The organism is Kibdelosporangium philippinense (assembly GCF_021390435.2).
In the GTDB taxonomy this organism is placed as follows: Bacteria; Actinomycetota; Actinomycetes; order Mycobacteriales; family Pseudonocardiaceae; genus Kibdelosporangium; species Kibdelosporangium philippinense.
In genome coordinates, this window is record NZ_JAJVCN010000001.1 from 1,399,994 (window position 1) to 1,413,677 (window position 13,684).

Sequence of the window (13,684 nt, forward strand, 5' to 3'; positions counted from 1 at the left end):
CCTTTGTGGACAACAGGGCTGAGCTCCTCCCCGGCCACACTGTGGGATTCGTTGACACTTCCTTCGCCCGCTTCGTAGTTTCGATTGACCATCTTCGGCTTCATCCCTCGTCGCTCGCGGATTCGCGAAGTCTGGAATCGACAGTGTCCCCACCTGCGCACACCGATGTTTCCGCGCCGAGCGCGGAGACCAGTCAACCGGCGAGTCTCGCGACGCGCCGCGTCATTCCCTTACGCCGTCCCGGTCGGTGGATCGCCACCGTCGTGGTGCTGCTGGTGCTCGCCCAGTTGGTGGACGGGATGGTGGCCAATCCGTTCTTCCAATGGGATCGGTTCGTCTATTGGTTTCTCGATCCGGTCGTGCTCGAAGGACTGCTGATCACCCTCTATGTCACGGCCGCGAGCGCGGTGCTCGCGTTGGTCGGGGGGACGGTTCTGGCGCTCGCGCGATTGTCGCGTAACCCTGTTCTGCAGTCTGTGAGCTGGACGTACATCTGGTTGTTCCGGTCGGTCCCGCTGATTGTGGTGCTGTTGTTCCTCTACAACTTCAGCGCGTTGTACCGGACTTTGAGCCTCGGGATCCCGTTCGGGCCTGAGTTGGTGACATTCGGCGTCACCGCGCTCGCGACCGAAACGGTCATCGCGATCCTGGGTCTCACGTTGCACGAATCCGCCTATGCCGCGGAGATTGTCCGAGCCGGGATCCTGTCGGTGGATCAAGGTCAGCATGAAGCTGCTGCGGCACTGGGCATTCCGCGCTACCGCCAGTTCCGCCGGATTGTGCTGCCGCAGGCACTTCGCTCGGTCATTCCGAACTACGTCAACCTGTTGATCAGCCTGGTGAAGAGCACGTCCTTGGTGTTCTACGTATCGTTGCTCGACCTGTTCGGCACCGTGCAAAGTCTTGGCAGCACGTATCCCGGCGATATCGTTCCGCTGCTGTTGGTCGCCACGGTGTGGTACGTGATTCTCACCAGCATCATTTCGGTCGTGCAGTACTACGTCGAACGGCGGTTCTCGCGAGGTGCGGTGCGAACGCTGCCACCGACCCCGTTCCAACGGCTGCGCAACGGTTTTGCGGGGGTGCGGCGATGAGTGCCGCGGTCGAGGTGACTGGCGCGGTCAAGTCCTTTGGCGCGCATACCGTTCTCGACGGGATCTCCCTGACAGTCGCGCCAGGCAAGGTTACCGTCATCATCGGTCCGTCCGGCTCAGGTAAGTCGACGCTGCTGCGCGCGATCAACCACCTGGAAAAGCTCGATCAGGGTTATGTGAGCATCAATGGCGAGCTGATTGGCGTAAGCAGACACGGTGACCGGCTCAGGGAGTTGCCGGAGCGCGCAATTCTCGCCCAACGCACGCGGATTGGCTTTGTTTTCCAGAACTTCAACTTGTTCCCGCACCTCACCGCGGTGGAGAACGTTGCGGAGGCGCCCATCGCGACCGGTGCCGCGACGAAGGCCGAGGCGCTGGATCAGGCCAGGGCTCTGCTTGCCAGCGTCGGCCTCGCGGACAAGGAAAACGCTTATCCCCGACAGCTTTCCGGTGGGCAGCAACAGCGAGTCGCCATCGCCCGCGCGATCGCCCAACGTCCCGGCGTGATCCTGTTCGACGAGCCGACTTCGGCACTGGACCCGGAGTTGGTTGGCGAGGTGCTCTCGGCGATCAAGGACCTTGCCAGCACCGGCACCACCCTGGTCATCGTGACGCACGAGATCGCCTTCGCCCGCGAAGTCGCTGACGAAGTGGTGTTCCTTGACGGTGGCCAGATCGTCGAACAAGGCCCGCCGCACCAGGTGCTCGATCAGCCGCGGCACATCCGTACCCGCGAGTTCCTCGGCAGAGTCCTTTGAATGGCAGGAGAAACAATGCTCAGATCCATCTTGGCCGTGGCACTCGTGCTCACGCTTGCCGCGTGCGGCGGTGAAGGGACGGCCGCGTCGGCCAATGGTGAAACGACCGTCGCCGTTGGCGCCTTGTCCAACGGTGCGGCTACGGAAACGTCCATCACAGTCAAGACAGTTGAGGAAATCCGGGCGAAGGTGCCGCAACGCATCCGCGACAGCGGCACATTAAAACTGGGAGTCGGTGCGCTGCCCTCCGGAAGCCCGCCCCTGCAGTACATCGGAACCGATCACAAGACCATCACCGGCTCAGAGTCCGACCTGGCCCGCCTGGTCGCCGGAGTGCTTGGGCTCAAACCGGAGTTCCAGAACTCGACGTGGGAAAACATGTTCGTCGGCATCGACAGCGACCGGGTCGACGCGGCGTTCTCGAACATCACGGATACCGAGAAGCGCAAGGAGAAGTACGACTTCGCCAGCTATCGTAAGGACAATCTGGCATTCGAGGCCTTGCAGAGCAACCCGTGGACCTTCACCGGCGACTATCGCACGCTGGCCGGCCAGAAGATCTCGGTAGGCAAAGGCACGAACCAGGAGAAGATCCTGATCGAATGGCAGACGAAGCTGCGGAGTGAAGGCAAGGACTTCGTCATCTCCTACTACCCGGACATCAACGCCGCGCAGTTGGCGATCAACTCGGGGCAGATCGACACGTACCTCGGCCCAAGCCCCGGTGTGCTCTATCAGATCGCCCAGAGCCAGAACTCGCCGAACCCGAAGAAACTGGCAGGCACGCATTCCGGCGCAGGTGAGTCACTACAGGGACTGATCGCCGCGACGACCAAAAAGGACAGTGGATTGGTTGAGCCGTTGGCCGACGCGATCAATCACCTGATCGCCAACGGCCAGTACCAGCAGTGGCTCGACGCCTGGCACCTGAGCAGTGAGGCAGTGGAGAAATCCGAGATCAACCCGCCAGGCCTACCCCTGACCAACACCTGACACAGGTCGTGAGTGGTTTCGCCGGTTAGAACCGGCGAAACCACTCACGAGGAACTCAGGCTCAATCCTTTGGCTGAGCCGGTCGGCTACCGCATCCGCCGATCGGCTCAGGGAATGGCTTCTGCTTTCCCGTAACTTCGCTGCCAACCGCATAGCCAAGGGGGCAGCGCCAAGGGGGCAGCACAGTGCAGAACTTCTCGCGAACAAGGATGTTCGCCACCATCATCACAGCCGTCGTCACCGCGAGTTCGCTCACGGTGGGCTCGGCGGTGGCCGCCGAACCATCCACCATTGAGCAGGATGTGGCTCAACTTGTCAAAGACGTTGAAGACGCGGAGAACGGGCACGCACAGGACATAGCAGACCCATTCCTTGACGTGGGGATCGGACAGAACCGAGACGCTGGCTGTACCGAGGGCGCGTTGGTGACTCACGTGAAGAAGCTTGCCGCGCGATTGACCCCGCTTGAGCAACAGGCTGTGGACGCCTTCACCTCCCTCGGCAGGCTCTATGTCCAAGGTGTGGTGTCCGAGGAGCAGCCGCAGGCCTTTGGCAGCGCCGGGCAATACTCCGCACGGGCTGACGCGACGATCCGGAATCTCCGCAGCTTCTGGGACATCGAGGGCCGCGACATCCAGCTCGTTGCGTGGAAGGGGACCGATCTCGGCAAGCAGGCAAAAATGAAGCTGGCCTTTGAGATCGGGATGACCCCGGTAAAGGCCGACAAGGCTGCCGCCAATGCCCGCAAGGTCCTTTTCGAACTGCCCGCGATGCGTAAGGGCCGCAACCCTTTGCTGACAATGAACGCGTTGTCCACGCCGCCTGGAAGCGTCGGCGGCAAGCGGGTGCTCCTTGGCGATGGGCTGCTTGATGTGGCCAGCGAGTTCGGGTTTGGCGACGTTTCGGTCGAAACCATTGTCGGCCATGAGTACGGGCACCAGCTCAATTACGCCAACGACAATCACCCGAACGATGAGGCGCGTGAACTGGGCCCGGACGCATTCGGCGGATACTTCGTCGCACACGCCAAAGGTCGCGCCTTCAATGCCAGCGCTCAACGGAAAGTTGGCGAACTCAACGCGTCCATAGGCGACTGCGATCGTGGCCACGGCACTCCGAACCAACGCGAAGCTGCGGCCGTGTGGGGTCAGAAACAGGCAGCATTGGGCGAAATTCTTCCGTCTGCGACGATCATCGCCAGGTTCACCAAGGATTACCCTGGGTTGGTCACGACGGGCTCAGGAGTTTCGTGATCATCGCCTGGTAGTGGGCGATGACTTCCGAGCGGGTCAAGGTTCCTCCTTTGTGGAACCACTCGCGGACTCCGTTGAGCATGTCCAGTACGGCCATTGTGGCCATGGTTGGGTCGTCTGTCGCAAATGTACCCTCTGCGCAACCCGCCACAATCGTTTGGCGGATGGCCTGGTGGTAGGCCCGTTGCAACGCGATGACCTGGCGCTGCTGCTCGGGTCCCAATGCGTTGCGGAATGGGTTGCCGGTCAGCAGTTCCGGCCGCCGTTCGTCCGATATCTCCAGGTGTAGCCGGATCGCATCGGCGAGACGAACCTGAGGCGGGTGGGTGAGGTCGCGCAGGACGGGCACGATCGCGTCGTTGAAGTCCTGCATGAACGTCAAAATGATCGCGTGCAGGATGTCCTGCTTGTTCGTGAAGTGGTGGTACATCGTGGACGACGAGATACCGACCGCCTCCGCCAGGTCGCGGATCGACGTGGCCGCGTACCCGTGCTCGTAGAACATCCGGGACGCGGTCGAGAGGATTTCCGCGCGCAGCACTGGCCCGTCGTCCAGTGACCTCTTTCTGGCCATGGGCGAAACCATACCAATACTTGCCGATCGCTCGATCGACACCTTGACGGCAGGTCAGAGCGGGTCTAGGTTCGTGTCGATCGAGCGATCGACACGAGGAGTTGTCCGATGGTCAAAACTGAGCCCGGCATGCGGGTGCTGGTGACAGGCGCGGCCGGCGGTATCGGGCGGGCGACGTGCGAGGCGTTGGTCGAACTCAAAGCGCACGTGATCGGGGTCGACCTGCCCGGCACCGGCGCCGACGTGGAGGCAGACCTCGCTGACGACACCGCTGCCGCCAATGCCGTGGCGGAAGCGGTGGAACGGCTGGGCGGGCTTGACGCGCTCGTGGGCGTCGCCGGGAAAGTCGACACGCTGCACCGGGCTGACCGGTTTCCGGTCGACGCCTTCCGTGCTGACGTCGACGCGAACCTGTCGGCGCAGTTTTTCGTTGCGCAGGCGGCATTCCCGCACCTACGCGGACACGGGACGATCGTGTTCTTCTCGTCGCTCGCGGCGCGGGACGGGTTGCCGGGACAGGCCGCCTACGCCGCGGCGAAGGCCGGAGTGCTTGGCCTGACACGGACTCTGGCGGGCGAATGGGCCGATGCCGGGATCCGGGTGAACGCCATCATGCCCGGGCTCGTCGCGACGCCGAAGGTGCTGGCATTGCCGCCCGAGACGACGCAACGGATGCTCGCGAATGTCCCTTTGGGCCGGTTGGCGACGCTGGACGAGCTCGCTGGCACGGTGATCTATCTGCTCTCGCCCGCCTCCGGCTACATGACCGGGCAGGCGCTACGGCTTGACGGAGGCGCCGGTCTCATGCGCTCCGGACTACATCGCTGAGGAGGTGTCATGACTTTTCTGGCTGAGCCGGTGTGTCCCGATCAGGTCGTGCCACGCGCCAACGAGCTCGATGTGGTGATCATCGGTGCGGGGTTCAGCGGCCTTGGCGTTGCCGCACTGCTCGATCGGGCTGGAATCCGGTCGTTCCGCATCCTCGAAGAGGCCTCGGACCTCGGCGGAGTGTGGCGTGACAACACCTATCCCGGCTGCGCCTGCGATATTCCGTCGCCGCTCTACTCGTTCTCGTTCGACCAGAAGGCGAATTGGACGCGGCTGTTCGCGCCTCAGCCAGAGATCTTGGCTTACCTGCACGACGTTGCTCGGCGCCGGGGTCTGACCGACCGCACGCGATTTGGCACACGCGTCGCGCGGGCGTCCTGGGACTCGGCAGACGCGCGTTGGGAGGTCGAAACTGAGTCAGGAGAACGGTATCGGGCCCGGTTTCTGATCAGTGCCGTTGGAGCGCTGCATCATCCGGTGGTGCCGGACCTGCCGGGTGTCTTCGCCGGGCCCGCCTTCCATTCGGCGAACTGGGACCATTCCGTTGACCTTCAAGGCAAGCGGGTCGCGGTGATCGGCACGGGTGCCAGCGCCATCCAGTTCGTTCCCGCCATTGTGGACCAAGTGGCGGAGCTTGCTGTGTTCCAACGCACAGCGCCGTGGATAATGCCCAAATTGGACCGTCCGATGTCGACTGCTTGGTTCCCGCCGCATCGTTGGTATGTACGGCGACGGTTGTTCTGGATCCACGAGAACCGGGCGGCCGGTTTCGTTCAGGATCCTGTGCGGATGGCCCAGACTGCCCGCTATGCCCGTGGGCACCTCAACCGGCAGGTGTCCGATGCCGACCTGCGCGCGCGTCTGACGCCGGACTATACGGTGGGATGCAAGCGTTTGCTCATCTCCAACGACTGGTATCCGGCTCTTACGCGCCCACACGTTTCGGTGCACACTGGCGATGTCCGGTCGATAGGACCAGACGGCGTGGTGGCCGCGGATGGCACCGTTGTGCCTGCGGACGTGTTGATCTACGGCACCGGCTTCGACGCGCACAACAACGTGACCCGAATGGCGATCACCGGGCGCGCGGGCGTCCGGCTGAAAGACGCCTGGAGCCAAGGAATGTCCGCGTATCTAGGCACCACGGTCGCGGGATTCCCCAATATGTTCGTGATGGCCGGTCCGAACACCGGCCTCGGCCACAACTCCCAGATCGTGATGATCGAAGCCCAGGCCCGGCACATCGTCGACTGTGTCAAACGTGTGTGGCGAAGTCGAGCACGGTCGATCGAGGTCACGGCCGAAGCCCAGCTGCGGTTCAACGAATGGGTGCAGGACCGGATGGCACACACTGTCTGGGAGTCCGGTGGCTGCCGCAGTTGGTACCAGGACCCCAGAACCGGCCGGAACACCCTGCTCTGGCCCGACACCACCGTCGAGTTTCTGCGTCGCACTCGCCGGATCCGGCGCCTTGACTTCGTGTTGTCGTAAGTGGTTCTCTCGGGATCGGCCCGTCGCTGTCGGTTCTAGATCATTTGGGTCCATCGTAGACTGTTGATCGCCTCGTAGTCACATTTGTCACACCTGCCCGACCTGTGACGGGGTGGGATGCCGTGAAGGACACCTTCACGGCGTTGAAATTGAACGCCCCGAATCTTCCCCTCACGAGGGCCTCCCACCCGCATAGCGCCGCAGCGCGCCACCCTGACCGCGGCCACCGCGGTCTCCGTGGTGTGCCACCAGGGAAACCCGCTCTTCAACGACCTGAATACCGGCCCAGCCACGCCCGACCAACAAAGCCTAAACTCCTGACATTGGCGTTCAACGGCCCCAAAAGTTTCTGGCACGTCACGCTGCACAACTTGCAGTCCGTGCGGGTCGGTCAGGTGCTGGCCAGATACCACACCGTTGGGCTTGTCATGTGGTACACGGTGATCGTTGCCGGTGTGCTGCAAGCGTTCTGGACGTACTGGATCACTCTGGTGTGAGTTCGCAGTCGGCCGGCCCGTGATCGGCCGGCCGACTGTTTTCCGCAGCGGTAAAACACCTTTCGCGTGCCGCGTAGTTTCCACTAACGGCAATTCAGTCACACCGTTTCAAGTCGCGATATCGCATCCCGCGTCGGTTCTTGACCTACAAGGCAACTTCCTTGAGGGGCTTCGCAGGGCGCCCATAACCTCGGCTCCCGGAAATAGGTCCGAAAAGACTGCGTGACCGCCAACGGAGACGATGTGGAGACTGATTGATGCTGCCCAACGCGTTGGAAAAAGCGGTCTACGGCGTGTACGCGACAACCGCGGTCCACTTGGCGGACAAACACGGTGTCTTCGGATTCCTCATCGAGCAGGAGGCGCACACCGGCAAGATCGCCGCCGGGCTCGGCCTCGACGAGGAGACCCTCGACCGGCTGTTGATCCTCCTCGACACCTTCGGCGTCATCGAGCAGAACGACGACGGTGCCTACCGCATCTCCCAGGAGATGGCGCCTTTCCTCGACCCGAAGAGCCCACGTTCGGTCGGCGGTTTCCTCAGCCACGTCATGGGAAGCACGGTCGACCGGCTGCCGAATCTCGACGCCTACCTGAAAGCCGGGAAGTCGGCCGTTGACGCGGCCCTGCCCACCCCATTCGACGTCATGTACGGGACTCCGAAGCTCACCGAGGAGTTCGTGCAGGCCATGTGGCAGCTCACTTACGACGTCTCCCGCGAGCTCGTGCCCATGGCCGGACTGACCGGAGTCGGGCACTTGGTGGACGTCGGCGGCGCGAGTGGACCGTTCTGCGTGGCCGCGCTGGAGGCGACTCCTGGCCTGCGCGCCACCGTGTACGAGCTTCCTGAGGTCGGCCCGTTCGTGGCGAAAACCGTTGAACGCTACGGCTTGCACGGTCGGCTGGACTTCGCCTCCGGCGACTTCCACAAGGACGAGTTCCCGCGGACCGACTGCGTCGCGTTCGGCTACATCCTGTCCGGCTGGACCGACGAGATCGGCCTTGAACTGCTGCGCAAGGCATACCGCGCGTGCAACGACGGCGGTCGCGTGCTGGTGATGGACCGCCTGTTCGACGACGACCGCCGTGGCCCGCTGCCCGCCGCGGTGATGAACGTGTCGATGCACGTCGAAGCCAAGGGCAAGCACCGGACCGCGGCCGAGTTCATCGGCCTGCTCGAAAGCGCCGGATTCGTCGACTGCGAGGTGCACCGGTCCACACAGGACAAGCACTTGGTCATCGGTCACAAGCGATGAGACGCCGTGCCGCGGTCGCCTGACGACCAGCGGCGGTAGAGCGCAGCGCTGGAGGACACATGGAAACCCCAACATTACCCGGCCGATGCGCCGAGGTCGCACAGTTGCAAGGCCGGGCCGGCAAGCAGGCGCTGATGTCGATCGAGCGCGACTTGCTGACCAAGCTCTACGACGAGGCTTGTGCCGATCAAGGCCTTGAGAGCGAGGTGATGCGGCTGCTGACCCGGCCGTTCAGCCCGGAACCCATCCCCGAGTACTACCGATACGCCAACGCGCACGTCTACGCGTGGTTCCTCGACCAGCACCCAGCCGGGCCCGTGGCCGCGGCGGTGCTGGCCATGGACGCGACGCTGGCCGACCTCGAGGAGGTCGAGCGGCGCGCGTCTCCCCAGTTGACCGAGACAGACCACTCCGAGGAGCGGCTGAGCAGGTTGGCCGTGCTGCGTGCACAGGTCCGGAAGCTGCCTGTGGAAACCGGCGGCGACCGGACCGCTGCCGAGGTCATCGACGAGGCGCGTGATGACGAAATGGCGCGATGGCAGGCGTACGTGCTGACTCGCTGCTCCGGCTTCCTCGCCTCGAACGACCACCACGAGCACGTCTTCCTGCGCTCAGTGCAGGCGTGCGAGCTGGCGTTCCACTTGATCCGCTACTTCACCGTGCGGGCGCGGACCTCGATCGAGCGCGCCGATGGTGAGGCGCACGCGTTGATGGCGCAGTTGGTGCACTACGCGGAACTGCCCAACCACATCTTCCACATGCTCCAAACGCTCACGCCCGACCTGTTCCTGACGTTCCGCGACGCCACCGGTGAAGCCAGTGCCGTGCAGTCGCTGAACTACCACATGATGGAACTGGTGATGTACGGCTTCGACGCCCGCAAGCTCGAGGCGTACATGAAGTTCCCGCACCTGCACGAGCTGACCGTGCCACCGCTGCGGCTGGTGCCGTCACTGCGTGACCAGGTGGCCGAGGCGAATGATCCCGAGCTGACCGAGGCGATGGCCGCGGTCGAACGCACCTTGCTGACGTGGCGCGGCAGGCACTACGGATTCGGCCGCCGCTATCTGCCCGACATGAAGGGATCCGGCGGCACCGAAGGCGCCGGTTATCTGAAGCGGTTCGTGCACAAGGACAACCTCGACCCCGAGCCGGTCACCACCGCTACCGGCCTTGACTTGCTCGCGTACGCGTATCGCTGATTTCTTTCTCCGCACCCACCGGCGCTGGACGATCCGGAATGGGGCGCCCGTTGTTTATGACCACGCGCGGCGCTCAACGACGGCTCGACCAGCGCTTTTTGGTGTCCGAAACGTTGTGCAGGCCGGGCGAATATGCTGCACAACTTAATGTGCCGCACAATCCCGCTGGCCGCACAACCTGTGTATTGAGGGGGTACGGCGCAATCTTGAACCATGAGTTGTGCATTTAACCAGGATTGACTTTTCTGCGGGCAGTAGCTGGCGATGCGTGTCATCGTTTCGGTACTGTTCCCGGCATGGCCTTTGCTGTGCGGCGCGCCACTTCGACGAATTATTCAATTCGGTTGGATTCGGTGTCCAAAGTCTATGGTTCGAGCGGGAGTGCGGTACGTGCCCTCGATGCGGTGAGCATCGAGCTGCGCCGCGGCACCTTCACGGCGGTGATGGGACCGTCGGGTTCCGGCAAGAGCACCTTCCTCAACTGCGCGGCCGGGCTCGACCGGCCGACCTCGGGTGCGGTCTGGCTCGGTGACGTCGAACTGTCCAAGCTCGGCGAAGTCGAGCTGACCGAGGTGCGCAGGGAGCGGATCGGCTTCATCTTCCAGGCCTACAACCTGCTTGGCTCGTTGACCGTGGAAGAGAACGTCACGCTGCCGCTGCGCCTCGCGGACCGCAAGACCGACAAGGCGTTCCTGCGTGAGGTGCTCACCGCGGTCGGCCTCGGCGAACACATGAAGCGACGGCCGAGCGAACTTTCCGGCGGTCAGCAGCAGCGGGTCGCGGTGGCCCGCGCGCTGATCACCCACCCGGACGTGGTGGTCGCGGACGAACCGACCGGCGCGCTGGACTCCCGGTCCAGCAAGCAGGTGCTGGAACTGCTGCGCCAGGTCGTGGACAACATGGGGCAGACAGTGCTGATGGTGACCCACGACCCGGTCGCCGCGTCACACGCCGACTCGGTGGTGTTCCTCGCCGACGGAAGACTCGCGGGCGAGATGACCCGGCCAACGCCGGATCAGGTCGCGGCGCGCATGACCCATCTGGGGGAGTGGTGATCCGCAGCATCAAGCGGGCCGTTGCCTTCGTGGTGCCGGGCCGCCGGGATTTGTCGCTGGCCTGGAGCACGATCAAGGGCCGCAAACTCGGTTTCGCGGGTTCTTTCGTCGCGATCGCCGCGGGCTCGGCCGTGATCACCGCCTGCGGGGTTCTGCTGGAATCCGGGCTCGGCACGGGCGTAACCCCTGAACGGTACGCGGGCGCGGCGGTCGTGCTCAGCGCGGAGCAGTCGTACTGGCTGGATGAGACCGCCGAGGTTCGCTACAGCGAGCGGGTCACGTTGCCTGCTTCCAAGGTCGCTGCCATTGCCGCGGTTCCTGGCGTGAAGTCCGCTATCAGTGACATCAACGTCGGGGTCAGTTTGCTCACGCCGGATGGCGTGGTGAATGGTCCTGACGACTTCCCGGTGCTGGGGCACGGGTGGTCTTCCTCGGCGCTCGGGCCGTTTTCGGTGAGCGAGGGCCGTGCGCCCGCCGCGCCTGGGGAGGTCGTGCTCGACGCTGACCTCGCCTCGCGTGGTGATGTGGCGCTCGACTCGACCGTGCAGCTCGTGGTCGGCTCGATCCCTTCGTCCTACCGCGTGGTGGGTATCGCGTCTCCGCCGGACGAACTTGCCCGGCAGTCCGCGGTGTTCTTCACCGACGACCAAGCGATCAGGTTGTCCGGCAGGCCGGACCGGGTCGATGCCATCGGCGTGCTCGCCGACCCCAGCGTCAACCCGGAACAGTTGGCCCAGGCCATCACCGCCGCGGTGCCGGACCTCGTGGCTCACACCGGCGCGGGACGTGGCGACGCGGAGTTCCTGGACGTGGGTGACGCCCGTGCCGTGGTCGTCGAGATGGCGGCGTCTTTCGGCGGCACCATGGTGTTGATCGTGGTGTTCGTGGTTGCGAGCACCCTCGCGTTGTCGGTACGGCAGCGTCGCCGCGAACTGGCCCTATTGCGTGCGATCGGCGCGACGCCCAAGCAGATCCACTGGATGATCCGCGCCGAGGTGGTCCTGGTGGCCGCAGCGGGTGCTGTGGTTGGCGCGATTCCTGGCGTCTTCCTCGCCTTTCTGATGCGTGGCGTGTTCATCGTGGCTGGCGTGATGCCTTCGGACTTCCAAATGCAGGTGGGGATCTTGCCCATCTTGGCGACGCTGGTGCTGTGCATGACCGCCGCCCGGCTTGGCGGCTGGCTGGTCGCGCGTCAGGTGGCCAAGGTCAGTCCGGTCGAGGCGCTCGGCGATGCCGCGGTGGAACCCAAGAAACTCAGCAAGGTCCGGGTGATCATCGGCCTGCTGCTGATCCCGCTCGGGCTGCTGCTGACCTTGAACAACGTTGCTGTGGCCGGTGATTCGGCCGCTGATACCGCGGCTTCCGCGGTGCTGCTGTTCGTCGTGGCCATCGGGTGTCTTGGGCCGCTGTTGCTCAACGGTGCCATCGCCGTGTTCGGGTCGTTCCTGACGCGGCCGTTCTCGGCCAGTGGCTTCCTTGCCAAGCGCAATGCTCAGGCCAATTCGCGGCGGCTCAGCGCGGCGACGACACCGTTGGCAATGGGCGTGACTTTGGCTGCTGTGCAGGTGTTCGGTGCCTCGACGGCGATGGCTGCTGCGCAGGACCAGATCGAGGACGGCTTGCGCGCTGACTATGTGGTGGCCGCTTCGTCCGGCACCGGGGTGTCTCCGCAGGTTGTGGACACTGTGCGCGGTGTGCCCGGGGTTGCTGTGGCGACTCCGGTCGCACGGATGCGTGTGCTGGTGACGTTCCCGTCCGAGGACAGCACAGCGACCAAGGTCTATGGGGCTCAAGGTGTTGTGCCCGAGGGCCTCGGCAGCACTATGGACATCGGGGTCATCGAAGGTGACATCGCGGGATTGCGCGGTGAGACTGTGGCGCTGAGCCGCGTCACCGCCGAGACCGTTGGGGCGCAACAGGGCGGCACGATCGACCTGCGGCTCGGCGACGGCTCGGTGATCAAACCCCGGGTGGTGGCGATCTACGAGAACGGCTTGGGTTTCGGGGACGTCACCCTGCCCAACGACCTCGTAGTCGCGCACACCACCGCCCAGGTCGACAGTGCTGTGCTGATCAAGTCCGCTGACGGGACCGATGTGGACACGCTCGCGACCGCGTTGCGCGCGGCCCTTGAGCGTTATCCGACGGTTCAACTGGGCGATCGGGACGAACTGTTGGCCTCGCCAGGGGGCGGTGCGGATGAGGGATTGCTCAACCTCCTGTTCCAGTTCGTATTGCTTGGCTACATCGCTATCGCTGTGGTGAACACGTTGGTGATGGCGACGGCCTCGCGGGTGCGTGAGTTCGCCATGCTGCAACTCATCGGTGCTGGCCAGGGGCAGGTCCGGTCGATGATGCGCGGCGAGACCAGGATCGTGGTCTTCTCGGCGCTGCTGTTCGGTCTGCTCGCGACGATCCCGCCGCTGATCGGCATCAGCCTCGGGCTGACGAAGCAGCCCATTCCCAGTATTTCGATCCTCGGGCTGATCGCGATCGTCGCGCTGACCATCCTGCTGGCCTGGGGCGCGATCACCTGGGCGACCCGGTTCGCCATGCGGCCAGCCCCGATCGACGCCATCGGCGGCCGCGAATAAGCAGGTAGACCCTCGTGAGTGGTTAGTCGCGTTAGAACACGGCTAACCACTCACGAGGTTGTTTCGTTCTCCGGTCAAACGCGTAGCTG

General features: G+C 64.0%; 12 protein-coding genes. 11 read left to right on the top strand and 1 reads right to left on the bottom strand.

Going from position 1 to position 13,684, the window contains the following annotated elements:
* Positions 1-143: 143 nt before the first annotated feature.
* From LWC34_RS06415 to LWC34_RS59290, 4 genes are all read left to right on the top strand, one after another.
* Positions 144-1,094 carry an amino acid ABC transporter permease gene (locus LWC34_RS06415; RefSeq protein WP_233723603.1) on the top strand — a complete coding sequence of 317 codons (951 nt, stop codon included), beginning with the start codon at positions 144-146 and terminating at the stop codon, positions 1,092-1,094.
* Positions 1,091-1,852 carry an amino acid ABC transporter ATP-binding protein gene (locus tag LWC34_RS06420; RefSeq protein ID WP_233723605.1) on the top strand — a complete coding sequence of 254 codons (762 nt, stop codon included), beginning with the start codon at positions 1,091-1,093 and terminating at the stop codon, positions 1,850-1,852. The genes LWC34_RS06415 and LWC34_RS06420 overlap by 4 nt, the downstream gene beginning before the upstream one ends.
* Before the next feature lie 15 nt (positions 1,853-1,867).
* Positions 1,868-2,845 carry a transporter substrate-binding domain-containing protein gene (locus LWC34_RS06425; RefSeq protein WP_233723607.1) on the top strand — a complete coding sequence of 326 codons (978 nt, stop codon included), beginning with the start codon at positions 1,868-1,870 and terminating at the stop codon, positions 2,843-2,845.
* 209 nt (positions 2,846-3,054) lie between these two features.
* The gene (locus LWC34_RS59290) at positions 3,055-4,098 is read left to right on the top strand and encodes a hypothetical protein (protein ID WP_233723609.1); all 1,044 of its coding nucleotides are present in this window, start codon (positions 3,055-3,057) and stop codon (positions 4,096-4,098) included.
* Here the strand turns inward: LWC34_RS59290 and LWC34_RS06435 are convergent.
* Complete coding sequence (locus LWC34_RS06435; RefSeq protein WP_233723610.1) at positions 4,073-4,672, bottom strand: TetR/AcrR family transcriptional regulator; 600 nt, start codon at positions 4,670-4,672, stop codon at positions 4,073-4,075. The two genes, LWC34_RS59290 and LWC34_RS06435, sit on opposite strands and share 26 nt — an antisense overlap.
* A 108-nt stretch (positions 4,673-4,780) precedes the next feature.
* Here LWC34_RS06435 and LWC34_RS06440 point away from each other — a divergent pair, with 108 nt between their 5' ends.
* The 7 genes from LWC34_RS06440 (at position 4,781) to LWC34_RS06470 (ending at position 13,595) form a co-directional block, all read left to right on the top strand.
* Positions 4,781-5,500, top strand: a complete 720-nt coding sequence (locus tag LWC34_RS06440; RefSeq protein WP_233723612.1) for an SDR family NAD(P)-dependent oxidoreductase — start codon at positions 4,781-4,783, stop codon at positions 5,498-5,500.
* Between the two features lie 9 nt (positions 5,501-5,509).
* Positions 5,510-6,991 (top strand): flavin-containing monooxygenase, encoded by a 1,482-nt coding sequence (locus LWC34_RS06445; protein ID WP_233723620.1) that lies wholly within the window; start codon positions 5,510-5,512, stop codon positions 6,989-6,991.
* A 323-nt stretch (positions 6,992-7,314) separates the two neighbouring features.
* The gene (locus tag LWC34_RS06450; protein ID WP_233723622.1) at positions 7,315-7,488 is read left to right on the top strand and encodes a hypothetical protein; all 174 of its coding nucleotides are present in this window, start codon (positions 7,315-7,317) and stop codon (positions 7,486-7,488) included.
* Between the two features lie 257 nt (positions 7,489-7,745).
* The gene (locus tag LWC34_RS06455) at positions 7,746-8,744 is read left to right on the top strand and encodes a methyltransferase (protein WP_233723624.1); all 999 of its coding nucleotides are present in this window, start codon (positions 7,746-7,748) and stop codon (positions 8,742-8,744) included.
* A gap of 59 nt (positions 8,745-8,803) precedes the next feature.
* Positions 8,804-9,946: a tryptophan 2,3-dioxygenase family protein gene (locus LWC34_RS06460; RefSeq protein ID WP_233723626.1), complete on the top strand. Its 1,143-nt coding sequence runs from the start codon at positions 8,804-8,806 to the stop codon at positions 9,944-9,946.
* Positions 9,947-10,242: 296 nt separating this feature from the next.
* The gene (locus tag LWC34_RS06465) at positions 10,243-11,001 is read left to right on the top strand and encodes an ABC transporter ATP-binding protein (RefSeq protein ID WP_233723628.1); all 759 of its coding nucleotides are present in this window, start codon (positions 10,243-10,245) and stop codon (positions 10,999-11,001) included.
* Positions 10,998-13,595 carry an ABC transporter permease gene (locus LWC34_RS06470; protein ID WP_233723630.1) on the top strand — a complete coding sequence of 866 codons (2,598 nt, stop codon included), beginning with the start codon at positions 10,998-11,000 and terminating at the stop codon, positions 13,593-13,595. The genes LWC34_RS06465 and LWC34_RS06470 overlap by 4 nt, the downstream gene beginning before the upstream one ends.
* Positions 13,596-13,684 lie beyond the last annotated feature (89 nt).